Consider the following 24,284-nt stretch of genomic DNA (forward strand, 5'->3'; position numbering starts at 1 on the left):
CCTCCCGCCCCTGGGAACCCACACCGTGTCGATTCGCGGTGCGACCCGGCCCGTGACGGCGGAGATTCCTGTCTCGACCTCGGGCCACCCCGCGGAGGGCGCCGCACATGGCGTGGGTGCCTCGGCGTCCGGGAGCAAGGGACGCGCTCCGGCAGGTGCTCACACTCCGGCGTCGCGTGGCGCTCCCCGGTCACGCCGGGCCCTGGCCATCGTCGCGGGCGTGCTCGCGCTGGGCGGACTGGGCGCGGGGGCCACGTGGTACCTGCGGCGCCCGGACGTGCCGCCCCCCGCGAGGATCGCCGCCGCCGAAGCCGCCACCACGGCGGAGGCGAAGGTGTCCGCGCTGGACGGGCTGGGCAAGGACGTGCGCGCCACGGCCAGGGAGCTGGCTCGGGCGGGCACGCTGCTGCTCGACGCGGGCGCCCACCCGCAGGCCCTGGCGCTGGCGGAGGCGTACACCTCGCGCTTCCCGAAGGAGGCGGAGGCGCACCTGCTCGCCGCGCGCGCCGCCACCGAGCTGCGCATGGGCAAGCGCGCGGAGCGCGCCATCGACGAGGCCACCGCCCTGGCCCCCAAGGACGTCCGCGCGCCGCTGGCCCTGGCCGACCTGCGGGCCCTCCAGGGTGACGTGCCGGGCGCGCTGACCGCGCTCGCGAAGGCGTATGCGCAGGCGCCGGGCTCCGCGAAGGTCGCGCCCCGCTATGGCCAGCTCCTGTCCCAGGGAGGCCGGCTGGACGAGGCCGCCACCGTGCTGTCCGCCTGGACGCGCCAGCACGACGACGCCGAGTCCCTGGCGGAGCTGGGCTTCGTGCGCTTCCGCCAGGAGAAGCTGGACGACGCCGTCGCCCTGCTCAAGCGCGCGCAGCGCAAGGCCCCCACGCTCGCGGTGGCCCACTCCTACCTGGGGGCCGTCCTCTTCCGGCAGGGCGACCTGCGCGGCGCCGAGCGCGAGTACCGGGAGGCCGAGCGTCTGGCCCCGGACGACCCCCGCGCCCTCACCGCGCGTTGCCAACTGCACGCCCATGAAGGCGACACCGCCCGGGTGGCCGAGGTGAAACGTACGCTGGCGGAAAGGTTCCCGGACCGGGCGCAGGCGCTCGCGGCGGAGTGCGGGACCGGGAACTAGCATTCCTCCATGCGCCTTCGCTTCCTCGCCCTCGCCGCGTCCAGCCTGCTGCTGACCGCCACCGCGTGCGGCTCCACGGACGACTCCGGCACTCCGCCCGATGACGACACGGAGCTTCCGGGCACCCCGGCCGGGGACGTGGCCCCCGCGGACCGCACGGCCTGCTCGGGCCTGACCGTGACGCCCGGCACCTACGACTGGACCGTCGAGCACGGCGGCCACACCCGCGCCTTCCGCGTCCACGTCCCCACCGGCTACGACGCCACGAAGCCCACGCCCGTCGTGCTCAGCTTCCACGGCTTCGGCTCCACCGAGCAGGAGCAGGAGCAGCTGACCGGCTTCTCCACGCTGGCGGACGCGGAGGGCTTCATCGCCGTATACCCGCGCGGCCTCAACTTCCCGGAGGTCTACGGCCGGGGCGAACCGGACACGCGGGGCTGGAACGGCGAGGCGTGCTGTGGCCCGGCGCAGCTTGGCAACGTGGACGACGTGGGCTTCGTGGACGCGCTGCTCGCGGACCTGGACACGCGTGTCTGCACCGACCCGCGCCGCGTCTTCGCCAACGGCTTCTCCAACGGGGGTTTCTTCTCCTACCGGCTGGCCTGTGAGCGCGCGCAGCGCATCGCCGCCATCGCGCCCGTGTCGGGCATGGAGGGCGTGACGGACTGCCGCCCGTCGCGTCCCGTCCCCGTGCTCCATTTCCACGGCAGCGCCGACGAGACCATCTTCTACGACGGAGGCAGCAACGTCCTCGGCGGCAAGCCCTACCCGTCCGCCCCGGAGTCCGTGCGCCGCTTCGCGGAGTTCAACGGCTGCACCGGCCCCCAGCAGCAGACGTATCAGCAGGGCAACAGCACCTGTGTGGCGTATACGGGCTGCCAGCCGGAGAGCGCCACCGCGAGCCTGTGCACCGTCACCGGCGGCAAGCATGCGTGGCCCGGCCAGCCCCTCTACAATGGAGGCACGACGGACCTGGACGCGACCCTCCAGATGTGGCGCTTCTTCCAGGCGCGTCCCCGCCCTTGAAGGAGGCAGGCCACGCCGCCCCGCGCCCTCATCATCAACGCCGATGACCTGGGCTACGACCCGGGCATCACCCGGGGCATCCTCCAGGCACTGCGCGAGGGCGTCGTCTCCTCCGCCACCCTGCTGGTGAACGCACCGGACTCCGAGTCCGCCGCGAGGCAGGCCCGGGGGCTCGCCATCGGGTTGCACCTGAACCTGGACCGGGGCGCGCCCGTGGACCAAGGCTTCCCACGGGAGTGGCGCACCGTCGATGGAAGCCTCGACGGCAGCCGCGTGGACGGGCTCCCCGCGGACGTGGTGGAGGCGGAGGCGCTCGCGCAGCTGGAGCGGCTGGAGCGGCTGCTGGGCCAGGCCGCCACGCACCTGGACGTGCACAAGCACCTGCACCGGCATCCCCAGGTCCTGGAGGGACTGTCACGCGTCGCGAGGCGCGCGGGCCTGCCGGTGCGCTCCATCGACGCGGACATGCGCGGCGCGCTGAGGGCCCGGGGCGTGGCCACGAATCATCACTTCGTGGGCGAGTCCGGCGCGACGGCGTACTGGACGCCGGAGCGCTTCGCCCAGGCCCTGGCGGCGCTGCCCGCGGAAGGCGTCACGGAGTGGATGTGTCACCCCGGCCACCTGCCCGAGCTCGTCACCACCCGCTACGCCGCGCAGCGCGAGGTGGAGCGCACCACCTTCGTGGACGCCCGCTCGCGTGACGCCTTGGAACAAGCGGGAGTGCGCCCCACGGACTATCGCGTCCTGCGCGAGGCCCCACTCACGCGGGCGTGACGAGCGGAAGCTCCGACTCCACCGGCGGCTGCGTCCGGCGCTTCTCTCGCGTCAGCACGGTGCGCACGCCCGCGAGCAGCTCCTCCGGGCGGTACGGCCGGGGACACAGCGCGGCGTTCTCCTGCGCCCACCACGGCCGCGCATCCCCCGCCAGCAAGATGGGGACCGGCCTCGCGCGGGGCAGCGTGGCGAAGGTCTCCAGGAAGCTGCCCACCGCGGACTGCGTGGCGCTCGTGGACAGGACGACGAGGTCCACCGGCAGGTGCGTCGCCTTGCGCAGGGCCTCCGCGCCGCTCTGCACGGTGAAGACCTCGAAGCCCTCCGCCCGCAGGGTGCGCTCCGCCGTGGCCTCCTGGTTCGAGTCCTCGTCCAGCACCAGCACGCGCCGGGGCAGCCTGCGCACCTCGTGCGCGGGCATGCGCGGCAGGTCCAGGAGGAACGTGGAGCCTTCGCCCTCGCGGCTGCGGAGCGCCAGCGCGCCGCCGTGCATCTTCACGATGGAGTGGCTGATGAACAGGCCCAGCCCCAGCCCGCCGAAGTTGCGGTGCGACACGTTGCGCGCCCGGTAGAAGCGCTGGAACACCAGCGCCTGATCCGCGCCCGGAATCCCGATGCCGTGGTCCTGCACCTGGATGCGCGCGGACTCGCCCGTGCGCCCCACCCGCACCGCGATGGGCGCCCCCGCCGGGCTGTACTTGTGCGCGTTCTCCAGCAGGTTCACCAGCACCTGCTCCAGCCTGTCTCTATCGCCCAGGACCCAGACGCCGTCGTGCGGCACGTCCACCGTGAAGGGGCGCTCGAAGGCGTGCCGGAAGTGGTCCACCACCTCCGCCACCAGCTGCCCCACCTCCAGCGGAGACGAGTCCAGCGCCAGCCGGCCCAGCTCCAGGCGGCTTGCGTCCAGCAGGTCCTCCACCAGCCCCGCGAGCCGGTCCACCTGCCGCTTGGACTTGAGCACGCTCGCGAGCGCCACCGGCTGCCCCGCGGCGATGCGGCGCTCCATGGAGTACAGGCCCAGCTTCAGCGGCGTGAGCGGCGTCTTCAGCTCGTGCGACGCGATGGACATGAACTCCTCGCGCACGCGCAGGGCGGACTGGGCCTCCCGCAGGAGCCGCGCGTTCTCCACCGCCACCGCCAGCTGGCTGGCCGCGGCGCTCCACATCTCCAATTCGCGCACGGAGAAGGACGCGCCCTGTTCCTTGTAGATGAGCAGCAGCCCCACCGTGCGGCGCGGCGCGCACAGCGGCACCGCCGCGAACACGGAGCCCACCGCGTCGCCGTAGCCGCGCTGGATGCCCAGCTGAGGCTGGCGCAGGGCCAGGGCCTGACGGTAGGGGTCCTCGGACGGGTCGAACGCGTCCTGCGGCGCGTCCAGGCCCTCCAGGTCCGACACCGCCATGCGCTTGAGCGTCGCGTCGTCCTCCTCGTAGAGGAACACCTCCGCGCGCCGCACCTGGGCACACCGCACCAACGACACCACGGCGGCCGAGCAGACGCGGTCCACCTCCAGCGACTCACCCACCGCGCGGGCAATCTCCCGCACGGCCTGTGAAAACGCGCCCTCGTCGTCCACGCCGGACGGCTCCACCACCAGCCACGCCCCGGCCGTGCCGTTCGTGTGGGTGGGCTTCACCTGCACACGCACCTGCCGGAGCGTGCGGGTGATGGCGTGGCCGGAGTGCGCCCGCTGCTCGCGGATGGCGCGCTCCAGGGCGTCCAGGCTGCGGCCGGGCTCCAGGGCCTCCAGCAGGGTACTGCCCGGGGAGAGCGTCACGCCCGTCTTGGCCGCGAAGCCCTCCTCGCACCATTGGACGCGCAAGTCAGGACCCACGCGCAGGAGCGCTTGGGGCAGGCACGAGAGGACATCCTCGACGTCATTGGGTGGCAGCATGGAAGGGGGCGAAGCAGGGGTCGCCGGAGGGAGATAGGAATCCCCGAGCATGATCGCCAACCACCCCCGGACGTTCTCCTGTCCCGGAGGGTCGCGGCACGTTGGGCCCCGAACAGAGCCGGGGCCGGGCAGCCAGGGAGGCGACGTCGTGGAGGGCGGTGACACGCGCCGAACGTGTGCTACACGACAGCGCATGCCCTCTCAGCCGTCCAAGGAAATCCAGACCTTCCCCAACCCCGCCGCGGATCGCGACTACGAGATCGCCTTCGACGTGCCGGAGTTCACCTGCCTGTGCCCGCTGACGGGCCAGCCGGACTTCGCGCGCTTCACCATCAAGTACGTGCCGGATCAGCTGTGCGTGGAGCTCAAGAGCCTGAAGATGTACATGTGGTCCTACCGCAATGAGGGCGCCTTCCACGAGAAGGTGACCAACACCATCGCGGACGACATCATCAAGGCCATCCAGCCGCGCAAGCTCACGGTGGTGGGCGACTTCTTCGTGCGCGGCGGCATCGGGACCATCGTCACCGTCACGCACGACAAGAAGCAGCAGGCCTGAGCCTGCCGTGCCGCTTCAGCGGGTGAGCTGCTCCAGGAGCGGCGCCCACTGGGACTGGGACAGGTAGAGGCCGGTGCCCGCCGCCGCGATGCTGGCGGTGAGCGCGGCCAGCACCCACTTGAGCTTGCCCGGCGCGCGCGAGGGCTTCTTCGTGGCGAAGACGTCCAGCACGCCCAGCTCCTGCTGGGTGAGGTGGGCCAGGGCCTCCGTCTCCGTGAGCTTCTCGCGGTAGCGCAGGAAGGCCACGAGCAGCGCGGGGTGGGACACGCGCACCTCGTGGGCGAGGAACAGGTCCAGCTCGCGGCGCATGGCCGCGGCATCCGGGAAGCGGGCCTCCGGCTTCACCGACAGCGCGCGCTTCACGATGCGCGCGAGCGGTGGCGGCACGTTCGGGGCCACCTTCTGGAGCGGCGTGAACTTGCCGTCGCGGATGCGGGCGAAGACCTCGCCGGCCGTCTTGCCCACGAAGGGGCGGGTGCCGGAGAGGGCCTCGTAGAGGAGCACGCCCAGGGAGAAGATGTCGGTTCGCGCGTCGATGGGCGCGCCCGTCACCTGCTCCGGGGACATGTACGACGGCGTGCCCACGGCCATGCCCTGCTGGGTGAGGGCTTCGAGGCTGACGTCCTTGGCGATGCCGAAGTCCATGAGCTTCACCTCACCGGACTTGGTGAGCATGACGTTCGCGGGCTTCAGGTCGCGGTGGATGATGCGGCGGAAGTGCGCGTGGTCCAGCGCGCTGGCGATGCGCGCGCCGATGACGGCGGCGACGTCCGGGGGCAGCGGGCCGTCCTTGATGAGGCCGTGGAGCGTGGGGCCGTCCACGTACTCCATGACCATGAAGAGGCTGTCGTTCTTCTCCACCAGGTCATAGAGCGTGACGATGTTCTGGTGGCGGAAGGCGGCGAGCGCCAGCGCCTCCCGGCGGAAGCGGGACAGGGCCTCCTGGTCGCGCTGGCCTTCGGGGAGCAGCTCCTTGATGGCGACCTCTCGCTGAAGCAGCTCATGCAGGCCGCGATACACCAACGCCATGCCGCCGCGGCCCAGCTCGCCGAGCACGCGGCAGGCGCCAATCTTGCGGTGACGGATCCTCTCACTCTTCTCTGCGGCGGCGACGGTCACGGGTCGCAGGGTATCGATTCACGTCTCATGCGTCGATGGGCCCTCCCTGGCGAGGTGGATTCGCACAGGTGTGATGGAAAGGCGCGGTGTCGCTGTCTCACGCCAGGGGGCCTACCTGTGGCGCGGGGACTGGCAGGATGGGGACATGGGACTGGGACGCCGGACGGATTGGCTGTGGGTGTTCGTGGCGGTGGGGCTGGGCGGCTGCGCGGGGCAACGTCCGCGCACGTATGCGCAGCAGGGCATGGACTCGGTGTCGAACACCTGCCGGACCCAGCCGGCGCTGTGCACCGGGCCGGAGTCGGTGATGCCCGTCCCACGCGCGGCGCAGGTGGCCACGCTGATGGCGGGGGCGAAGCTGGCCCTGGACGCGGAGGCGAAACGGGCAGTGGAGTCCGTGCTGAAGAAATGCGCGGAGGATGCACGGTCGGAGGTGATGCTCCGGTACCACGATGGGAAGGACCCTACGGTCGAGCAGTGCAACGAACTGGTTCGCAATGCTCGAGGCGAGACCGTGTCCCGCGCCATCTGGCTGGGGGAACAGATGCACGCCGTGGCGCTGGCGTGCGCCGCAGAGGGCCTGGAGGCCGTGATTCCAGGGCGCTTCAGCATCGAGCCGACCTACCGACCTGCTCAACGCACCGGCACCTTCACGCCCTTGAGTAACGAAGAGGTCGAACTGCTCAAGCAACCCCGCTTCCTGTACGAGCTGAAGGGGACGGTCTCACCGGACGTTGTCATTCACTCCGGTGACCTCATCCGGGTCAGCGCGGTCTACGATTTCAAGTTCTTCTGTTCGAATGCCGCTACGAAGGGCGCGCCCGGGTGGCGGCCCCTTTCAAAGAACCCTTCGCCCACTGAACCGACACAGAAAAACACCTATATGGACGCCTTCAATCTAGCCCCTGGCCAGGTGCTTCGCGTCATTCCCAGGTGGGGAGTCCTCGAATGAAAAACCTGCCCCGCGTCCGGATCTACATCAGAGATGACTTCGGGCCAGACTTTCTCGCCGTGAACGACTGCCTTCAGTTGTGTCTCTTCATGCCGCACGCGCACAACGCATTGAAGCCTCGGATACAGCGAGCGCTCGACCTGTATCGGGAGGCCATTGGGAAGGACGCCCTGGGCTTTTATGGAGACCTCGACGGCCAATGGCAGACAATCGACACGGAGGGTTGGCAGCTCATCCACCAGCGGATTCACGACGGAGATGTCAGCCATCTTCAATTGCTGGGTGCCGCCACCACCTCTGACCCTTACTCTGAAAGCCATCGGTACAAGTTCCATTACGTGGGGTACGCGCTCGACCGTCCCCCCGAAGACCTCCATTGGCCGAACGCGGTCAGCGCACTGCGACTGACCTTTCCCACGGAGTTCCTGGAAGCCCAGGGGCCCGAGTGCTTCCGAGCACTGGCGATTGAGCTTGCCAGCGCCCTTCCCTTCAGCTCGGGCCAGGCGGGCCTTTCATTCAATGGCGAGCCCCTGGCATCTGTCGTCCGCGATGAGGTGAAGGCACTGAGTTCCCGCCATCCGGCCATGGATGTGCCCAACCTGGACGATGTGGCCCGGGACCTGGGCACCCGCGTGCGCGCCCCGGCCTGGATGAACTTCCTGGGTCCACCGGTCCTCCATGAACTGGGCGGAGTGGAAGGGCTGCGCTCCCGGCTGCACTCGCCGGACACCACCGTGCAGCCACTGGGTCCGGACCGGGCTGTCGTCACGCTGGGCCCGTGGCCCGAAGCCGGCGACACCGAGCAGGGACAGACCTTGCCTGCCTACCGGGAGCTCGCGCGCGTGCTCGAACCATGGCTCTACCAGGAGGCCGGGGCAGAGGACTCTGACTTCTTCACCATGACGCGCCGCTGGCAGCGCCGCTTCCTCGACTGAGCGCTCCGCCTCCCGTCCCCCTCCGCCCTGCACCGCCCCGCGGGCGTTCCCATGCTTCTTCCATTCAACGTGCCTGGGAGAACGCCATGACGGAACGGGACGCATACATCCAGAAGATGGAGGCCGAGCAGCGCGAGGCGACCGCTCGCTTCCGCGAAATCGAAGCCCAGGCGGACCTGGCCGACAGTGAGGACTCCCTCGATGTCCTCACCGGCGCCCGCGCCTTCAGCGACGACGTCAACCGTGAGCTCCAGGCGCTCCGCCGCGCGGACGAGCGCGACTGGGAGCGCGTCAAGGCTGGCGCGGAGAAGACCCGCGGCCGCTTCCGCGAGCACCTGGACCGCGCAAGCACCCACTGGGAAGGACTCCGCGAAGGCTACCGCCGCCAGCGCGAAGCCGAGCTGAAGGCGCTGGGCGCGCAGATGGACGGATGGATCGCCGCCCACCAGCGCACCCGGGCTGAGGACTCGCTGCTCACCCGCGAGGAGCTCGACTTCCTCACGCGCGGCCTGAAGACCTCCGGCGAGCTGCTCAAGAACCTGCGCCACGCGCACGGACATGCCTGGAAGACGGCCCGCGATCAGTACGAGGCCAACTGGCGCGACCTGCAGGAACGCTCCCGCCGCATCCGCGCCGAAGGCGCCGCCGCCCCCGAAGGCGCCTCCCCGCCCTGAAACCTCCATCTTCACCAACGCCACACGGCTGTCACACGGCTACGCTAGAAACCGCCCCCACCTGGAGGGACACGGCCCGGAAGGACCGTGCCCCTCCAGGCGTTTCGTCCGCGAGCCCATGGCCCCTCCCGCACGCCCCTCCCCGACTCCCGTCCTCGCCGCCATCGATGTGGGCACCAACGCCGTGCGCCTGGAGCTGGCCCGCCCGGACGCCGAGGGCTCGCTTGAAACCCTCCACCAGGAGCGAGACCCCATCCGCCCCGGAGAGGGCGTCTTCACCACCGGCGAGATGCCCCCGGAGACCGCCGACCGCCTCCTGTCCACGCTACGCCGCTACGCCGCGCTCTGCCGCCGTCACAAGGCCCAGGTGCGCGCCGTCGCCACCAGCGCGCTGCGCGAGGCCCGCAACCAGCAGGACATCGTGCGCCGCGTGCACGAGGAGGCGGGCCTGGAGCTGGAGGTCGTCAGCGGCAAGGAGGAGGCCCGCCTCATCTGCCTGGGCGTGCTGCACCGGAAGCCGTCCAACACCCGCTCGCTCCTCGTGGACATCGGCGGAGGCAGCACGGAGGTGGCCATCGCCACCGGCGAGAAGCCCGACGAGCTCTGGAGCCTCTCCCTGGGCTCCGTGCGCCTCACGGAGGTGTTCGACACCGCGCGCGCCGTGACGCCCAAGCAGCTGCGGCTGATGCGCAGCTTCGTGGAGGAGACCCTCCACAAGACGCTCCCGGAGAAGCTCCCCGCCCTGCCCCGCGTGGCGCTGGGCTCGTCCGGCACCATTGGCGCCGTGGTCGGCTTCGCCGCCGCGGAGAACGGAGGCAATGCCACCGTGCGACAGCTCACCCAGACCGTGGAGGCCCTGGCGAAGATGCCGCCGGAGCGCCGCCGCAAGCGCTTCGACCCGCGCCGCGCGGACATCATCGTCTCCGGCGCCGTCATCCTGGAGGGCGTCGCGCGCCACCTGGGCGTGGAGTCCGTCAGCGTCGTCAACCGCGGCCTGCGCGACGGCCTGCTGGTGGACCTGCTCTACCGTCAGGACGAGACGCGCGAGGACCACAGCCTCGCGGACGCGGCCATCGTCATGGGACAGCGCTTCCGCTTCGACGAGAAGCACGCCCGCCAGGTCGCCCGCCTGTCCCTGGCCCTCTTCGACGGCCTGGCCTCGCTGCACCAGCTGCCCCTGTCCGTGCGCCCGCACCTGGAGGTCGCCGCGCTGCTGCACGACATCGGCACGGCGGTCAGCTACGAGCGCCACCACCGCCACACGTACTACCTCATCCACAACGCGGACATCCCGGGCCTGGCGGACCGCGAGCGTGAAATCATCGCGCGCGTCGCCCGCTACCACCGGCGATCTCCGCCGGAGCTGTCCCACTCCGGCATGGCCGGGCTCACCCCGTCCGAAGCGCGGCGCGTGCGCAAGCTGGCCACGCTGCTGCGCCTGGCGAACGCGTTGGATCACAGCCACCACCAGCCCATCCGCGACTTCAAGGTGACGGACGGCCGCGAGGCGGTGACGCTGCACCTGCACGCCCGCCACCCCCTCGACCTGGAGCTGTGGAACGGCGAGCGCGAGGTCGCGCCCTTCCGCAAGGTGTTCGGCAAGCGGCTCGCCTTCCAGGTCCACTCGACGGGACGCTAGGGCCACTGCCTCCCCGCCCGCTCTCCAACAGGGGGAGCGCGGCGCCGGTCCTGCCCGGCCCCACCGCCGTGCCCAGAGTCCAGACGAACGGGTCCCGTATGCCTTCGCGAAGGCGCCGCGGGCCTTCACGTCTTTCGAGGCCCTGGCGGGGCAAGGAGCGGACCATGAAGGCAGTCGTTTTCCATGGCATCGGGGACATCCGGCTGGACGACGTCCCGGAGCCGAAGCTGAAGGAGCCCACGGACGCCATCATCCGGCTGACCGCCAGCGCCATCTGCGGCACGGACCTGCACATGATCCGCGGCACCATGCCCGGCATGAAGCCCGGCACCATCCTCGGCCACGAAGGCGTGGGCGTCATCGAGGAGCTGGGCAGGGACGTGCGCAACTTCAACGTGGGCGACCGCGTGGTCATCTGCTCCACCATCGGGTGCGGCAACTGCTCGTACTGCCGCGCGGGCTACTACGCCCAATGCAACGACGCGAACCCGAACGGTCCCGCCGCGGGCACCGCCTTCTTCGGCGGGCCGGAGATGACGGGTCCCTTCGACGGCATGCAGGCGGAGAAGGCGCGCATCCCGCATGCGGCGGTCACCATGGTGAAGGTGCCCGAAGGCGTCACCGACGACCAGGCCATCCTGGTCTCCGACATCTTCCCGACGGGCTACTTCGGGGCGGAGATGGCGGAGATCAAACCGGGTGACACCGTGGCGGTGTTCGGCTGCGGCCCGGTGGGCCTGTTCGCCATCGTGAGCGCGAGATTGCTGGGCGCGGGCCGCGTCTTCGCCATCGACAGCCACGAGGACCGGCTGGCGCTCGCGAGGGCCCAGGGCGCGGAGGTCATCAACTTCGAGGAAGAGGATCCGGTGGAGACGCTCAAGCGCTTCACGGCGGGCATCGGCGTGGACCGCGCCATCGACGCGGTGGGCGTGGACGCGCAGCACGCGCACCACGGCCCGGCAGCCAAGAAGGCCAAGGCGGAGAAGCCCGAGTTCAAGCGCGAGGTGGAGCAGGTCGCGCCCAAGCAGAAGCCGGACGGTGACAACTGGGTGCCCGGCGACGCGCCGTCGCAGGCCGCGCAGTGGGCGGTGCAGTCACTGGCCAAGGCGGGCACGCTGTCCATCATCGGCGTGTACCCGCAGACGATGACCGCGTTCCCCATTGGCGAGGCGATGAACAAGAACCTCACGCTGCGCATGGGCAACTGCAACCACCGCAAGTACATCCCCAAGCTGCTGGAGCTGGTGCGCTCCGGCACGGTGGACCCCACGGCCATCCTGAGCCACGTGAAGTCCATGGCCTCCGCCATCGACGCGTACCGCAACTTCGACCTGCGAAAGCCGGGCTGGGTGAAGGTGGAGCTGGAGCCTGGCGTCACGCTCCAGTGACGCGCGTCATGAGTCCAGGATGAGGCACGTGTCGCCGGACTCGTGCCCCAGGGAGCCCGCATGCGGGAGCCTCGCGGTGTCGGGGGCTTCCCGGGGCCAGCGTGCGGCGTTCATGCGGCCTCCCATCTCGCGGCCTCGAAGCGCTGGCCGGAGGCCGTATCGCGGGCCTCCACGAGCCCGAGGCGGCGCCGACCAGCGGGTAGATGGCCTGCTTGTCCCCCACGTCGAAGGCGAGCCCGTGCACCGCCAGCCCCCGCGCCTTCAGGGGCGCCACCGCCGCCTCCAGCGCCTTCGCGTCGCGAGCCACGCCCACCGCCCGGGCGCCCCGCCGGGCAAAGGCTTCCATCAGGGCCCGGCCCAGTCCCCGGCTCGCGCCCGTCACCAGCACTGCTTGATTGCGCATGTCCATGGCATGTCTCTCCTTGAGGCATGGACAGCGGCGGGGTGCCGACGAGATGGCACGGGCGCCAATGCGTTGGCAGAATGCCAGCGCATGAGCGAAGAGGACCTTCCGGGCAGGCTGGCGCGAAACCTGAGGACGCTGCGAGAGACGCGAGGTGCCACGCAGGTGCAGTTGGCGAAGCTGGCGGGCGTGCCCCGGGCCACCTGGGCACATCTGGAGTCTGGCGCGGCGAACCCCACGCTGTCGGTGCTGCACCGGGTGGCGGGGGCGTTGCAGGTGTCACTGGAGGAGCTGCTGGCCCGGCCCAAGGCGAGCGCCCGGCGCTACCGGAAAGACAGCCTGCCGACGAAGCAGCGAGGCGCGGCCTTCCTGCGCAAGCTCCTGCCGGATCCGCTGCCGGGCATGGAGTTCGACCGGATGGAGCTGCCGCCCAAGGCGCGCATCACTGGGGTGCCCCACACGCCGGGCACTCGTGAGTACCTGGCCTGTGAGACTGGGACGCTGGCGCTGGTGGCCAGCGGGGAGCGCTTCGTGCTGGAGGCCGGAGACGTCGTCGTCTTCCGGGGCGACCAGAAGCACTCCTACGAGAACCCCGGAGCGCGCACGGCGGTGGGCTACTCCGTCGTGCTGCTTGCGCCGTCACTGTGAGAGTGACCTTGCCTGAAGCCGCGACACAGCAGCCCCCGGCTGTCGCTCTTCGATGCCGACGTCATGTCGGACCAGGGTGGGAGCATTCAGGGCATTCCCCCCTCCCAGGTGGGCGCCCCGGAGATAGATGATGCGCGTAAGTGTCGTGGCGCTGTTCGCGGCCTTTCTGTTTGTGGGCTGCGCGGGCGTGGAGACTTCCTCCACGAGAGGCAGTTCACGAGCCTTCCGGCAAAGCGCCTCGCATGCATCGGACGCGTCCGACGAGGAGGAAGGCAGTCAACGACTCCACCGGCGTCGCCCCATTCGCATGCCGGTGGGGACGGTCGTCCTCACACCTCCCGGAAAGGTCTCGCGGCAGGCCTTGGAGATGGGCCTGCTGGACGTGGACGCCTTCGAGAAGTTGCTGGTTCGCGCCGGGATGGAGGACGTGGACGAACTGCCCCTGCGCCGCAATCCCTTCACGCCAGACGACGCAGTAGAGGTGCTGGGCCGGCTGATGGAGAAGCCGGTAACGCTCGGCACCTTCCCGCCTCGCATGGCGGCGGGCTTCCTGCTGCGCGAAGTACTGGAGCACGGCGAGGTCTCCCGAGAGGATCTGGCGCGGCGAGTGACGCGCTTCGTCCGCGAGCAGGTGGCGGTGCTGCGACCCGATGGATACCTCGCGTGGGCGCTCAATGGACGCACACAGCAGAAGGTCGCGCCCATCGAGTGGAGGAACGGGGCCTTCCGCGCGGGCACCTTCGAGTTGGGACGTTTCTACAGCGGCAAGGGCGGCGTCTTCCGTCCGGTCGATGCGCAGCTCCGGGCGTCGGATTCACGGCCGCTCGCCGAGGTTTATGACGACGCGGACGTCGTCAGCCGCTCGCTGGATGGCGCGGAGGACGCCTTCGTAGAGCTGTACCACGCCTTGGGACAGGTCCTTTCCCGCCCTGCGGACAGCATCACGGGACTGCGCAATCTTCCCGCAGGCATCGTAGCCCTTATCGCGTCTTCGCCCGAGTACTGGGAGCGTTTCCAGTACATGACGGCCGGCGAGCAGATCCGCGAGACGGCCCGGCTGACGACGAGCCTCGTTGCCATCTGGGGCGCGGCGTCGGCGACGACGCGGACACTGAAGGGGCTGGCGTCGGGTATCGATGCCACGGTGCCGGTGCTGTCGCTGTCTGCGGAGGGCGCTCTGGTGCTGGAGCGCATCTCGGTCCCCGTGGGGCGCACGGCGGCGGTGTTGAGCAGCGCTCCCGGTGCGGCCATCATCCTTCAGCGAGTCGATGACTTGAGCGCAGGAGGCTCACCTCCAGGCGGGCCCAAGGGCTATTCGTCCTTCAAGTCGTTCAAGCGGGCCATGGGGCCGGCGGGAAATGGAAAGGAGTGGCACCACATCGTGGAGCAGACGGATGGGAACGTGGCGCGCTTCGGGCCACAAGCGCTCCACAACACGGAGAACGTCATCCCGCTCGACAAGGAGCTACATAGCTTGGTGAGTGCCTTCTATTCCTCGAAGAGCCTTCAGATGACAGGCTCGAACAGCCTCACTGTGCGACAGTGGTTGAGTGCTCAGCCATATGCTGCGCAGAGAGAGTTCGGCTTGCGAATGGTCGACTACGCAAAGAATGGGACCTTGCCATGACAACCGAAGAGACGGTCGAGGAGTTCGCACAGAACGTGGCCGCTCAAACGGACGCCATCGGGAGAGGCGACGCGAAAACCGGAAACAAGCACGCGGACCGATACATCGCAGCATTCAACAAGTTACGTGCCTTGGGGGATCCTGGGCGCGAAGCATTGGCGGTGCTCCTGACGCATCCTCGGGTGGATGTTCGAACCACCGCCGCGACTTGCCTGCTTCGCTATAAGACCGCGGAGGCTCGGGCGGTACTTGAAGAAGCTGCGAAGGGCAAGGGGCTGTTCTCATTCGGGGCGCAGCAGGCGCTGAAGCGCTGGGAAGAAGGAACCTGGTCCCTGGATCCTGCTTGAGAAAATGGCTCAGCACTCACTCGTTCGAACCCATGCGGAAGCAGCGGAGCTGCACGGACGCGCCTCTATCGACGGCGATCACAACTCCGCCACCGTGCAGTACGCCAGGCTCATCGCCGCTTGGCGGGAGCTACGAGCACAGGGAGAGGATGGACGTTCGGTCCTGACGGGACTGCTGCATGACAGCAATCCTCGCGTTCGTCTCTGGGCCGCATCTCATGTCCTGGAGTTCGCTCCCGCGCTCGCGGAGGCGGAACTGGAGCGGTTGGCCCAGCGCCCTGTTGGGGTGGTGAGACTCGACGCGGAGATGACGCTCAGTGAGTGGCGGGCTGGAAACCTGCAGTTCACGCAAGACTGAGCCAGGCCGCCCTCCACACCACTCCCGACAGAACCTTAAAAGTCCAAATTTCATGGACTTTTAAGGTTCCACATGTCCAGACTTCCGGATGGAGCCACCGCACCAGACCTAGCCCCGAGGAGTTCATGCCCACGCCCTCACCTGACAGCGAGCCGGCGCGCTCCCGGGCCGCACCGTTCCGCCATCCCCTGCCGCCCACGCCCCACCGGCCCTGGCCCCTCTTCGCCATCGATGGCGTCCGCTACGAGGCCATTCGCGAGCTGGTGCGCATGCAGACAGGCGAGGTGCTGATGCTTGCCCGCCGGTTTCCTGAGCGGGGGGATACCCTGCCCGGGCTCTGCTTCGTGCGGCGGCTGGCCAATCCCTCCACCACGCCGCGCCGTACACGGCTGGGAGCGGAGATCCAACTGGCCTTTCGGCTCCGTCACCCCGCCATTGCCCAGGTGTTCCACCGCAAGGTGCACCAGGACTCGCTGCACGTGGTGATGGAGTACGTCGACGGGCCTTCGTTGGAGACCCTGGTGAGCGCGAGTGTGGCGCGCGGCCAGCCCGTCTCCGAGTCCTTCGCTCTCTACGTGGGAGCGGAGCTGGCCGAAGCGCTGCACCATGCGCACACGCTGACGGATGACGAGGGCAAGCCCCTGGGAATCATCCACCGCGACGTGAACCCCCGGCACGTCTACGTGGGGACCCACGGCGAGGTGAAGCTCGTGAACTTCGGAGCGGCCTATTCGGTGGTCATCGGCCGCGAGGAGTCGCCCGCGAGCCTCGTCCGGGGCGACGTGGCCTACGCCTCTCCCGAGTACCTGGAGCGACAGACACTGACGCCACGCTCGGACGTCTTCAGCCTGGGCGTATTGCTGGTGGAGCTCTTCACCAGCAAGCATCTCTTCGACGTGCAGGACGTGCCCCGGCGGCCCGAGGGGCTGCGCCCGTTGCAGGTCGAATTCCTCCCTTCCCTGCCACTGACGCAGATGCGGGTGTTGCTGGCCTGCTTCGGCCCGACGGAGGTCGAGGCGGCGGTGGGACCGCTCTCACCGGATGTGCAGCAACTGCTGCACAGGGCCCTGCGCTCCGAGCCTGAAGAACGGTTCGCCACCGCGGCGGACCTGCGCGATGCCCTGCGCTCGGCCCTGGCCAGACGGCACCCGGGCTACGGACGCCAGGAGGCCGCCGACGAAGTGGCTCGGTTGCTGGCGGACGGCCGCGCGCTCCGGGACGTGGTGGAGTTTGGCGAGGGCGGTCTCTTCGAGGAAGGAATGGAAGAGGAAGGCCCGGCGGAAGAGTAGCGCGTCAACGCGTCAGGGCGGAGGCGACATGGAGGAGTGCATCCAGCTTCTCCGCGTCCATCTTGCGCGCGAGGTGCAGCAGGCGCCGCAGGTCCGGCGCATCGCCTTCTTCTCGGGGCAGCTGCTTCTTCGCTCCCTTGCGCACCTCGCCCGAAGGAGTCAGGCCCAACAGTGTCTCAGGGGAGACGCGCAGCTCCTGGCAGAGGCGATAGAGGGACGGGACGCTGGGCAGCATCTTGCCGCGCTCCAGGCGGCTGTAGACGGGGTGCACCAGTCCAATGCGCTCGGCGACTTCGGCCTGCGTCAGTCCCAGGTGCTCGCGGGCGGCGCGCGCCGCCATGCCAATGGTGATGCCGAGTTCTTCGTTCATGGAGGGCGCGCAGCGTATCCGAGATGGCCACTTCGGGGCCCTCGCCCGCAGGATGAGGTGCGGAACCCACCGTGAGGAAGCCGCATGCGAAAGCCCGGAGTGAGGACGCCATGAGGCCACCACCCGCCATCCTGGTCCCCGGGGCGGAGGTGCTGGGCTACACGGTGGAGCGCCAGCTGGGACAGGGCGGCTTCGGCACGGTGTATCTCGCGCGCAACGCAGGACAGCCGTTCGCCCTGAAGCTGCTGCACCTGCCTCGTGCCGGCGAGCGGGTGGAACGTGAGGTCTCCATCCTCCTGAAGCTTCACCACCCCCACGTCGTGGGCCTCCAGGGTTATGGGCTGTGGCCCTCAGGCGAGCCGCGCTTCGCGGTCATCGTGATGGAGTACGTGGACGGGCGCAGGTTGGACGTCTGGGCCGACGAGGAGAACCCCTCCGCGCGGCAGGTGACGCAGGTGCTGCTGGACGTGGCGCGAGCGCTCGCCGCGACACACGCGGCGGGGGTGCTGCACCGGGACGTGAAGGAGGCCAACATCATGGTGCGCGCCGCGGACGGCCCGGCCAAGCTGGTGGACTTCGGCATTGGCGACTACACCGGCGCACGTGATTTGACCGCGGACATCCTCCCGCCCGGGACGCCGGAGTACCGCGCGCCCGAAGCGTGGAGGTACTTCCGGCAGCATGCCCGGGTGCTCGGGGCCCGCTATGAGGCGGGCGCGGCGGATGACCTCTGGGCGCTGGGCGTCGTCTGCTACTGGCTGCTGACGGGTCGCAGGCCTTTCGATGGCGAGGACGACCCGAGCTTCATCGAAGCCGTGCTCACCCAGACGCCCGCGCCACCGCATGAAGTCAACGAGCGCGTGCCGCATGCGTTGAGCGACGTGTGCCTGCGGCTGCTGGAGAAGACGCCCGAGGCGCGCACACCGAGCGCCCTGGCGGTCGTGGCCGCGTTGGAAGAGGTCCTGCGAAGCGCGGACGCGGCGTGGGACGTGCCCCTGTGCGATGCGTTCGGAGAAGACACCGCGACGACGGAGAGCGAGCTGGACAGCTTCGAGAAGTGGCGGAACCGGCCAAGGCACCGGCCCCGGCGGGGCGTGCGCGCGCCACCGGAGGTTCCACCGACGCCAGCCGGCGCCACGCCGCCGGAGACGACGGCGAAGCCACGACATTCCTTGCGCGCATGGGCGGTGGTGGTGGCGGCCCTGGTGTTGATCACCGCGGGGGCGCTGCTGCTGCGCGGGGCTGCGGGACTTTCAGGAACGGACCCGCTTCGTCAGGAAGTAGCGCCCACGGACAAGTCGACTCAATCTGACCAGGCTGCGGCTCCCAACGGGACAGAGGCCATCGCCGCGGCCGTCGCACTTCCCGCGACGCTCCAGGAGGTTGCCGCCACCGTGACGACGCAGACGCCAGAGACTCCCGCCCTTCCACCCTCCTCGAAGCCCGCGAAGAAGGTCCGGAGTGCCATGACCCGTGCGGCGGGCATGGCCACCTGCACTGCGTTGCTGGGATGTCCCGGTCCGCAGGTGCGTCCGCCTCCGCCTCCCGAGCCTTGTCCGGTGGGAGCAGTGAAGGCCATGGAGGCGAGGAAACTCGACATGGGGGACAGGCACGAGGCCCTCTTCGTCGTTGCGCGGCCACATGTCATCGCGGTGCGCGAAGGGCCCATCCAATTGATCCTGGCCGGCCCCTGGGGGGACCTGCCGAGCAATACGGAACTGTCCGGACGGCTCATTGTCCGGGATCGCGTCTATGGGCGCCTGACCTGGGCGACGACACGCAAAGGGGACAGCTTCCCCATATGCATGGAAGTGCTCGCGGATGAGGGAGACCGGGGCATGGCGCGAGAGCCTGGGGATGATTCGCCATCAAGCGCCCGGATCTACACGATCGCGCGTGTGAAAGCGGTGCGTGAGTTCGAGTAGCAGGACTGCCTGGAGACACCGCCGAGTGCATTCTTCATCCATCGTCGTCCTCCTGGGGCTCGTCTTCACCAGTGCGGCAGCGTCCGCCCAGTCCGAGTTCTCTGCCTCCATTCAGGGCGCGCGGCGCATCGAACTGCGTCCCGAGGGGAGTCCTGCCGTCTTCGAAATCGTGGTCAGCGCAGGACTCTCCACGGGCCTCTATTTCGACTCGGACCTGATGCGCGATGGCATTGAACTGGAAGGTCGGGAGCGATTCACCTTGGTGGATGTAGGGCAGGCCACCCTCCGCCTGGTTCCCTCCTCACGCGTGATGCCAGGCGAGAGATTCCGCCTCTTCGTACGATTCAAGGATGGTGCAGCACCGCTGAGCGCATCCTTCTTTCTGCGAGTGCACCCCGCGAAGGCGGACCCCCTCATCGAGATCTATCGTGCGAAGCGGACGATCGAGACCTATCAGCAGGAAGCCACCGAGATTCGTTCGGAGTTGATGCACTGCCAGCAGGAGAACTCGCGATTGAGGGCCGAGCATGACGCGCCTGGAGGGTTGACGGGTCTCCTCGCCACAGGCACTTTGGACGAGTCTGGTATCGCCGCACGGCTGGTCGCCAAGGACGTGCTTCAATCGTCCGGGAATGCCCTTGCGGCGACCTTCGTCGTCACCTATCGCGCCAAGAAGGAAATTGCCGTAGCGGTCCACCTGGCAACGAAGGCGGGGGATCAACCCTGGAGCGCGAAGGGAGCAATCCTTCGGAGCAAGTCTGGAGCGGAGCTGAAAGTGCTCCGGGTCTGGCAGGAGCAGCCCATTCCCATGGCTGAACTCAGGCGCATTGTGATCGAGGCTGAAGCACCAGAAGCGGGGATTCAGGGACCGTACGCCCTCACGCTCTGGGAGGACGGACCACGCACCGTCACGTTGGGGAATGTAGTATTCCCATAGTTACAGCATTCCAACTGCGCAAGCCGGTTCAGAAAGAGACGCATCCTCCTGTGGCTCGCTCAATCACTGGGCTCGACCGCGCCCCAATGAATGATTAATCAACTCTCTTAAACACACAGCCGTCTCCTCCGGAAGTGGGATATTTATAAATCCAATGACTCTAACATACCGCAATCTCCACGCCGGCCGTGCCCGCACCGTCCCTGAACTCTATCGCGAGCTCGATGAATGGCTGGCGAAGACTTCGGAGCCTAAACTTGGCTACAGCCTAACCTTCTTCATTGAAGACGCAGACTCATCAAGAAGCGCTCTAACTGGAAAATTCAACCTCCACTCAGACGCCCGACGCGAGGCAATCCTGGTCTTCACTGAACTCTATCGCAAGAACCCATCAACCAGCACAGTCTTTGAAATCGACCAAACCAATTCGAGCGCAAGAAAGCGCTGCGTGCGCCTCAAGTCCGAGCGCTTGGCTGCAACGAGCTTTTACAACCATGACGCGAACCCGCAACACACAGCCACACTGCATCAGGTTCCGCCCCAGACAACCAAACAGAAACACGCAGACCAACATCGCGCACCGTCACCCCCTGCCGCAATGGAAGTCGAATCCGCGCGCAAACTCCTGACTGAGCAATGCGTGCGCCACACGCAAATTCGCACCTGGAATGACTGGCTTGCATTTCGATCCAGCAGCAAACGCCCAAGTTGGGTCTATTTTGTCCGATTCGGAGTGGTGATTTTTGCTTGGGGCACGGCATCCGGCACCGGAGGGCGGCTCCGCTCTACCAGCCTCTTCCACACAAAGCTAAGTGGCAAATACGACCGGCGGGCTGACTATCTCATGCTCAAAATCATACACGGCGTTCCCGACGTCTGGCTGTTCGAGGTAGACAACGCTAAGTGGGCGGAGAATCTGCTCCGTTCCAAGGTCGGGAATCGGTACTGCTTCGGCGGAATTCCAGCACTGAACAGGCGGGAGGTCTCGAAACTGATTTTTCACGACCTGCAAAAGACCGCGCATTGGAAGGGACAATCGGCCGAAACGCAGCGGCTCTTTCATCGTTATCTTGATGAGGTGTACTTCGCAGGCGTTTCCCACCCGAAAGATGAGAGCCGAACGTTCCATTTTGGGGATAGCTTGGAACCCGGATTCATTGGGCAGACGCTCGGCAAATCCGAACTCATCCCGGCGATCGAGGCGGTGCTGCAGGTCAGCTTCTAATCAGGAGAGGCCTGAGCAAACGCATGCCCTAGCGCGCCGCACTACATCGCCCCCAACATGCACATCCATGAAAGAAGCAAGCTGTGCAGGCAAAGGGACACTAGAAACCCAATAGCACCCAACAAATAGAAGACAGAGGCGATGAAGGAGCATGAGGCTGCAGCCGAGGGCGAGGACGTCGAAGTCGAGTTCGCCCCTGCCTTGGCCGCGGATACGAAGGTGGCGCGGCGGTTTCTTCCACGCCAGCGTGAGCTCCACGCCCCAGCGGTAGCGTCCCAGCCGCTCCATGGACCCGAACAACCTGCGCCGCCCGATAGTCCCTCCGAAGGCGTCCCACCTTCTTCTCGGGCCCGGTCGGAGGCGGCAGGGTCACCACGCGCTGTCAGAAAGCGTCGGGGGCGAACTCGCGGGCCGTGCGCACCAAGCCAGAGACGGCCCTTGCTGCTGACCCAGCCGGACTGCACTTTCGATAGACGCTATCAGCGCCTGCGCTACCATAGGTAGGTATGGCCGATCTGCTTGGGTATCTCGCTACTCGTCTCGCGCCTCATCCAGAGAACATCGCAACGGAGGCGCTAACGTTCGTGCTTCAAAAGAGCGCCCCCGCTCGCAGCACACTGCTGAGGCTCGCATCGTCGCTCGGGAATCCCATTTCTGAAGCACTTGACTTCAGTAGCCAAGCCGCTGTCGATGGCACCGGCATACCCGACATCGTCGGACGTACGGCAGACGGAACCGAACGACTTCTCCTAGAAGCAAAATTCTGGGCAGGCCTGACGCCTCATCAACCAGTCTCATACTTAAGGCGACTTAAAGACGGAGGAAGTCTACTGTTCATCGTACCAACAGTACGAGCTGAGTTTGTCTGGCGCGAGCTTGAACGGCGGGTTCGGAACGAAGCACTCAGTTTATCGACATCTTTGGGAGTCGGCACCAGTCGAGGATCAAGCGTAGCAGTTTCATCGCATTCAACAGTCACTCTCGCACTGACAACATGGGAGACAGTCATCGCATCGCTCGTTGATGCATTGAACCAATTCGGAGACACCGCAACATTGAGCGACGTCGAGCAGGTACGCGGACTCTGTCGCAGGATGAACGACGAAGGGTTTCTGCCTCTCACTACCGATGAACTGACATCAGGCTTGTGGCGGCGCGTCGCACAGATGAGTGAACTAATTCCCGACATAATCGAGACCCTTCGCGTGAAGGACATCGCCATTGCAGAGGGTCGCCTTTCTCATGGGGGAGGCTGGACGGGGCAAAAAGTTCTCAAGATGAAAGGAATGAACGTCGGACTATATTTTGACACATCTGCATGTGCCTCCTGGTTCCCGACGCCTTTCTGGCTCAGCCTCCCCGCTGCAGCACAGCCTTACTTGTCCACTCTTTCGAGAGCGACGCCGCGAAGGGTCTTCGAGCAGCAAGGCTCTCCGTATGTGGCCCTGCCGATCCGAACCGGCGTCGAACGGCCTGATGTCGTGGTTGACGTCGTCTGCGCATGTGCAGCCATTGCAGAACTGCTGCCCACGCCGACACCTGGCATTCTCATCAATGCGCAAAGCGCACCTGGGCCAGTCGACGATGCGACAAGCCACCTTCACAGCACATAACGAAAGCGCCGACCGGAGACTGGGCAGCGACAAAGGGCCGTCTCTGGCTTGGTGCGCACGGCCCGCGAGTTCGCCCCCGACGCTTTCTGACAGCGCGTGGTGACCCTGCCACCCTGCCGCCTCCGACCGGGCCCGAGAAGAAGGTGGGACGCCTTCGGAGGGACTACCGGGCGGCGCAGGTTGTTCGGGTCCATGGAGCGGCTGGGACGCTACCGCTGGGGCGTGGAGCTCACGCTGGCGTGGAAGAAACCGCTGCGCCACCTTCGTATCCGCGACGAAGGCAGGGACGAACTCCACTTCGACGTCTTCGCCTGCGGCCTCATGCCTCTTCGCCGCCACTGTCCTGGCATTTGTTAGGAGCTGTGAAGACCCTCCGTCACTTCGGGGTCACTCCATGAAACATGAAACGTTGAAGCAGGCTTCCATTCATGAACTGGTGGCAGCCTTCGCGAAGGCTGCGGAGCTGCACGGACAGGCGTCCGTCGAAGGCAGGCACCGGTCTGCCAATACTCAGTACGCCAGGCTCACGGCCACATGGCGGGAGCTGCGCACTCGGGGAGAGGCCGGACGTTCGGCCCTGACGGGACTGCTTCAGGACAGCAATCCTCGCGTTCGTCTCTGGGCCGCATCCCATGCCCTGGAATTCACTCCCATGCTCGCGGAGGCGGAACTGGAGCGGCTGTCCCAGGGCCCTGCGGGCGTGGTGAGACTCGACGCCGAGATGACCCTCAGCGAGTGGAGGGCCGGAAACCTGAAGTTCATGGAGGATTGAGCCAGGCCACCCGCTACGCCCCACCGCCCTGCCACGTCAGCATCCCCATCACGCCCACGTCCCGGGCTCCCCCTGCGTGGAGCCTCCAGGGCACCGCCACTCCGAACTCCAGGGACTTCAGCGGGCGCGCCAGCAGCCCCGGTGACAGGAGCAGGGTGGACGTACCGTCTTCGTCCCTCCAGCCTGCCTCCACCATGGGCCGCAGCGGCCCCAATGCCAGCACCGCTCCGGCCGCGAAGTCCGGATGGAATTCGCTCCCCAACCCGCGCACCCCGGGCAGCTCCTCCGCCTTCAATTGGAGGTTGAAGCCCACCGGCCCCACGTCCTGATACGCCAGCAGGTACGGTTCGAAGCCCGGGCGGAAGCGGTCGTCCGTGAGGTCGCGCGTGGCTTCCAGGTCCATGCCCATGCTCAACGTGAAGCCCCGCCGGCTGTCATTGATCAGCGCCAGGCCGATGCCCGCCTCCGCCGTGTCCAACCCGCGCGGATCCTCCGGCGTCGTCAGCGCCACCTTTGCTTCCAACTGCACACGGTCGCTCAGGCCGTACTCGCCGCGCACTGGCAGCTCGAAGCGCGTCTCATCGCCCTGACGCGTCCACTCCAGCCCCGTGCCCAGCTCCACCTGCCCGCGCTGCTGCGGTGGCGCTCCATCCCCCAGGAAGAACTCCTGCACCCGCCCCTGCACCC

25 protein-coding genes are annotated in these 24,284 nt (G+C 67.7%); 20 read left to right on the forward strand and 5 right to left on the reverse strand.

Features of this window, described 5'->3' with window-relative positions:
* The 3 genes from D7W82_RS25730 to D7W82_RS25740 all read left to right on the forward strand — a co-directional run.
* Window positions 1–1,126, forward strand: a 1,126-nt coding sequence (locus D7W82_RS25730; protein ID WP_233587927.1) for a tetratricopeptide repeat protein, incomplete at its 5' end; no start/stop codon positions are given.
* Window positions 1,127–1,135: 9 nt separating this feature from the next.
* Window positions 1,136–2,152, forward strand: coding sequence for a PHB depolymerase family esterase (locus D7W82_RS25735; protein ID WP_120620882.1), 1,017 nt, complete (start codon window positions 1,136–1,138; stop codon window positions 2,150–2,152).
* Between the two features lie 33 nt (window positions 2,153–2,185).
* Window positions 2,186–2,926 (forward strand): carbohydrate deacetylase, encoded by a 741-nt coding sequence (locus tag D7W82_RS25740; RefSeq protein ID WP_304988745.1) that lies wholly within the window; start codon window positions 2,186–2,188, stop codon window positions 2,924–2,926.
* On the opposite strand, the gene D7W82_RS25745 is transcribed toward D7W82_RS25740, so the two are convergent.
* Window positions 2,913–4,817: an ATP-binding protein gene (locus tag D7W82_RS25745; protein WP_120620884.1), complete on the reverse strand. Its 1,905-nt coding sequence runs from the start codon at window positions 4,815–4,817 to the stop codon at window positions 2,913–2,915. The genes D7W82_RS25740 and D7W82_RS25745 overlap by 14 nt on opposite strands.
* A gap of 193 nt (window positions 4,818–5,010) precedes the next feature.
* Between D7W82_RS25745 and queF the strand changes: the two genes are divergently transcribed.
* Window positions 5,011–5,376, forward strand: a complete 366-nt coding sequence (gene queF / locus D7W82_RS25750; RefSeq protein WP_120620885.1) for a preQ(1) synthase — start codon at window positions 5,011–5,013, stop codon at window positions 5,374–5,376.
* Between the two features lie 15 nt (window positions 5,377–5,391).
* Here queF and D7W82_RS25755 read toward each other — a convergent pair whose 3' ends face one another.
* A complete protein-coding gene (locus tag D7W82_RS25755; RefSeq protein WP_233587930.1) occupies window positions 5,392–6,405 on the reverse strand; it encodes a serine/threonine-protein kinase in 1,014 nt (337 codons plus the stop codon).
* A gap of 235 nt (window positions 6,406–6,640) precedes the next feature.
* Between D7W82_RS25755 and D7W82_RS25760 the strand changes: the two genes are divergently transcribed.
* From D7W82_RS25760 to D7W82_RS25780, 5 genes are all read left to right on the forward strand, one after another.
* A complete protein-coding gene (locus D7W82_RS25760; protein WP_147439531.1) occupies window positions 6,641–7,447 on the forward strand; it encodes a hypothetical protein in 807 nt (268 codons plus the stop codon).
* Window positions 7,444–8,382: a DUF3396 domain-containing protein gene (locus D7W82_RS25765; RefSeq protein ID WP_120620888.1), complete on the forward strand. Its 939-nt coding sequence runs from the start codon at window positions 7,444–7,446 to the stop codon at window positions 8,380–8,382. Before D7W82_RS25760 ends, D7W82_RS25765 begins: the two co-directional genes overlap by 4 nt.
* Before the next feature lie 86 nt (window positions 8,383–8,468).
* Window positions 8,469–9,056 (forward strand): hypothetical protein, encoded by a 588-nt coding sequence (locus tag D7W82_RS25770; protein WP_120620889.1) that lies wholly within the window; start codon window positions 8,469–8,471, stop codon window positions 9,054–9,056.
* Window positions 9,057–9,174: 118 nt separating this feature from the next.
* Window positions 9,175–10,695 carry a Ppx/GppA phosphatase family protein gene (locus D7W82_RS25775; RefSeq protein ID WP_120620890.1) on the forward strand — a complete coding sequence of 507 codons (1,521 nt, stop codon included), beginning with the start codon at window positions 9,175–9,177 and terminating at the stop codon, window positions 10,693–10,695.
* Between the two features lie 164 nt (window positions 10,696–10,859).
* Complete coding sequence (locus tag D7W82_RS25780) at window positions 10,860–12,083, forward strand: zinc-dependent alcohol dehydrogenase (protein WP_120620891.1); 1,224 nt, start codon at window positions 10,860–10,862, stop codon at window positions 12,081–12,083.
* On the opposite strand, the gene D7W82_RS41775 is transcribed toward D7W82_RS25780, so the two are convergent.
* On the reverse strand, window positions 12,070–12,486 hold the full coding sequence (locus D7W82_RS41775; RefSeq protein WP_233587928.1) for an SDR family NAD(P)-dependent oxidoreductase: 417 nt from the start codon (window positions 12,484–12,486) through the stop codon (window positions 12,070–12,072). The genes D7W82_RS25780 and D7W82_RS41775 overlap by 14 nt on opposite strands.
* Window positions 12,487–12,576: 90 nt before the next feature.
* On the opposite strand from D7W82_RS41775, the gene D7W82_RS25790 reads away from it, so the two are divergent.
* The 5 genes from D7W82_RS25790 (at window position 12,577) to D7W82_RS25810 (ending at window position 16,755) form a co-directional block, all read left to right on the forward strand.
* Window positions 12,577–13,134: a helix-turn-helix domain-containing protein gene (locus tag D7W82_RS25790; protein WP_120620892.1), complete on the forward strand. Its 558-nt coding sequence runs from the start codon at window positions 12,577–12,579 to the stop codon at window positions 13,132–13,134.
* A 145-nt stretch (window positions 13,135–13,279) separates the two neighbouring features.
* Entirely contained in the window at window positions 13,280–14,761 is a 1,482-nt protein-coding gene (locus tag D7W82_RS25795; RefSeq protein WP_147439532.1) for a hypothetical protein, read from the forward strand.
* Complete coding sequence (locus D7W82_RS25800) at window positions 14,758–15,108, forward strand: DUF2019 domain-containing protein (protein ID WP_120620894.1); 351 nt, start codon at window positions 14,758–14,760, stop codon at window positions 15,106–15,108. Before D7W82_RS25795 ends, D7W82_RS25800 begins: the two co-directional genes overlap by 4 nt.
* 4 nt (window positions 15,109–15,112) lie before the next feature.
* Complete coding sequence (locus tag D7W82_RS42590) at window positions 15,113–15,466, forward strand: DUF2019 domain-containing protein (RefSeq protein WP_120620895.1); 354 nt, start codon at window positions 15,113–15,115, stop codon at window positions 15,464–15,466.
* 125 nt (window positions 15,467–15,591) lie between these two features.
* Window positions 15,592–16,755: a serine/threonine-protein kinase gene (locus D7W82_RS25810; RefSeq protein ID WP_120620896.1), complete on the forward strand. Its 1,164-nt coding sequence runs from the start codon at window positions 15,592–15,594 to the stop codon at window positions 16,753–16,755.
* Between the two features lie 4 nt (window positions 16,756–16,759).
* Here the strand turns inward: D7W82_RS25810 and D7W82_RS25815 are convergent, their stop codons facing one another.
* A complete protein-coding gene (locus tag D7W82_RS25815; protein ID WP_120620897.1) occupies window positions 16,760–17,125 on the reverse strand; it encodes a helix-turn-helix domain-containing protein in 366 nt (121 codons plus the stop codon).
* Window positions 17,126–17,235: 110 nt separating this feature from the next.
* Between D7W82_RS25815 and D7W82_RS25820 the strand changes: the two genes are divergently transcribed.
* The 6 genes from D7W82_RS25820 to D7W82_RS25835 all read left to right on the forward strand — a co-directional run bounded on the left by D7W82_RS25820 (window position 17,236) and on the right by D7W82_RS25835 (window position 23,597).
* Window positions 17,236–19,050, forward strand: coding sequence for a serine/threonine-protein kinase (locus D7W82_RS25820; RefSeq protein WP_120620898.1), 1,815 nt, complete (start codon window positions 17,236–17,238; stop codon window positions 19,048–19,050).
* 25 nt (window positions 19,051–19,075) lie between these two features.
* Window positions 19,076–19,987, forward strand: coding sequence for a DUF2381 family protein (locus D7W82_RS25825; RefSeq protein WP_120620899.1), 912 nt, complete (start codon window positions 19,076–19,078; stop codon window positions 19,985–19,987).
* A gap of 154 nt (window positions 19,988–20,141) precedes the next feature.
* Entirely contained in the window at window positions 20,142–21,212 is a 1,071-nt protein-coding gene (locus D7W82_RS40165; RefSeq protein WP_147439533.1) for a hypothetical protein, read from the forward strand.
* 506 nt (window positions 21,213–21,718) lie between these two features.
* Window positions 21,719–22,825, forward strand: a complete 1,107-nt coding sequence (locus D7W82_RS40170; protein ID WP_147439534.1) for a hypothetical protein — start codon at window positions 21,719–21,721, stop codon at window positions 22,823–22,825.
* Window positions 22,826–23,017: 192 nt separating this feature from the next.
* The gene (locus tag D7W82_RS42595) at window positions 23,018–23,182 is read left to right on the forward strand and encodes a hypothetical protein (protein ID WP_158617726.1); all 165 of its coding nucleotides are present in this window, start codon (window positions 23,018–23,020) and stop codon (window positions 23,180–23,182) included.
* 37 nt (window positions 23,183–23,219) lie between these two features.
* Complete coding sequence (locus D7W82_RS25835; protein WP_120620901.1) at window positions 23,220–23,597, forward strand: DUF2019 domain-containing protein; 378 nt, start codon at window positions 23,220–23,222, stop codon at window positions 23,595–23,597.
* 13 nt (window positions 23,598–23,610) lie between these two features.
* On the opposite strand, the gene D7W82_RS40630 is transcribed toward D7W82_RS25835, so the two are convergent.
* The coding region (locus D7W82_RS40630) for a hypothetical protein (protein WP_158617727.1) at window positions 23,611–24,284 on the reverse strand (674 nt) is incomplete at its 5' end.

It is taken from the genome of Corallococcus sp. CA049B, from assembly GCF_003611685.1.
Taxonomy (GTDB): Bacteria; Myxococcota; Myxococcia; order Myxococcales; family Myxococcaceae; genus Corallococcus; species Corallococcus coralloides.

Coding starts and splice junctions, on each gene's coding strand:
- D7W82_RS25800 (WP_120620894.1), top strand. CDS start 14,758: ATGACAACCGAAGAGACGGTCGAGGAGTTCGCACAGAACGTGGCCGCT.
- D7W82_RS42595 (WP_158617726.1), top strand. CDS start 23,018: ATGGAGCGGCTGGGACGCTACCGCTGGGGCGTGGAGCTCACGCTGGCG.
- D7W82_RS25760 (WP_147439531.1), top strand. CDS start 6,641: ATGGGACTGGGACGCCGGACGGATTGGCTGTGGGTGTTCGTGGCGGTG.
- D7W82_RS40165 (WP_147439533.1), top strand. CDS start 20,142: ATGACTCTAACATACCGCAATCTCCACGCCGGCCGTGCCCGCACCGTC.
- D7W82_RS25775 (WP_120620890.1), top strand. CDS start 9,175: ATGGCCCCTCCCGCACGCCCCTCCCCGACTCCCGTCCTCGCCGCCATC.
- D7W82_RS40170 (WP_147439534.1), top strand. CDS start 21,719: ATGGCCGATCTGCTTGGGTATCTCGCTACTCGTCTCGCGCCTCATCCA.
- D7W82_RS25765 (WP_120620888.1), top strand. CDS start 7,444: ATGAAAAACCTGCCCCGCGTCCGGATCTACATCAGAGATGACTTCGGG.
- D7W82_RS25770 (WP_120620889.1), top strand. CDS start 8,469: ATGACGGAACGGGACGCATACATCCAGAAGATGGAGGCCGAGCAGCGC.
- D7W82_RS25755 (WP_233587930.1), bottom strand. CDS start 6,405: ATGGCGTTGGTGTATCGCGGCCTGCATGAGCTGCTTCAGCGAGAGGTC.
- D7W82_RS42590 (WP_120620895.1), top strand. CDS start 15,113: ATGGCTCAGCACTCACTCGTTCGAACCCATGCGGAAGCAGCGGAGCTG.
- D7W82_RS25735 (WP_120620882.1), top strand. CDS start 1,136: ATGCGCCTTCGCTTCCTCGCCCTCGCCGCGTCCAGCCTGCTGCTGACC.
- D7W82_RS25820 (WP_120620898.1), top strand. CDS start 17,236: ATGAGGCCACCACCCGCCATCCTGGTCCCCGGGGCGGAGGTGCTGGGC.
- D7W82_RS25745 (WP_120620884.1), bottom strand. CDS start 4,817: ATGCTGCCACCCAATGACGTCGAGGATGTCCTCTCGTGCCTGCCCCAA.
- D7W82_RS25780 (WP_120620891.1), top strand. CDS start 10,860: ATGAAGGCAGTCGTTTTCCATGGCATCGGGGACATCCGGCTGGACGAC.
- D7W82_RS41775 (WP_233587928.1), bottom strand. CDS start 12,486: ATGCGCAATCAAGCAGTGCTGGTGACGGGCGCGAGCCGGGGACTGGGC.
- D7W82_RS25815 (WP_120620897.1), bottom strand. CDS start 17,125: ATGAACGAAGAACTCGGCATCACCATTGGCATGGCGGCGCGCGCCGCC.
- queF (WP_120620885.1), top strand. CDS start 5,011: ATGCCCTCTCAGCCGTCCAAGGAAATCCAGACCTTCCCCAACCCCGCC.
- D7W82_RS25790 (WP_120620892.1), top strand. CDS start 12,577: ATGAGCGAAGAGGACCTTCCGGGCAGGCTGGCGCGAAACCTGAGGACG.
- D7W82_RS25835 (WP_120620901.1), top strand. CDS start 23,220: ATGAAACATGAAACGTTGAAGCAGGCTTCCATTCATGAACTGGTGGCA.
- D7W82_RS25810 (WP_120620896.1), top strand. CDS start 15,592: ATGCCCACGCCCTCACCTGACAGCGAGCCGGCGCGCTCCCGGGCCGCA.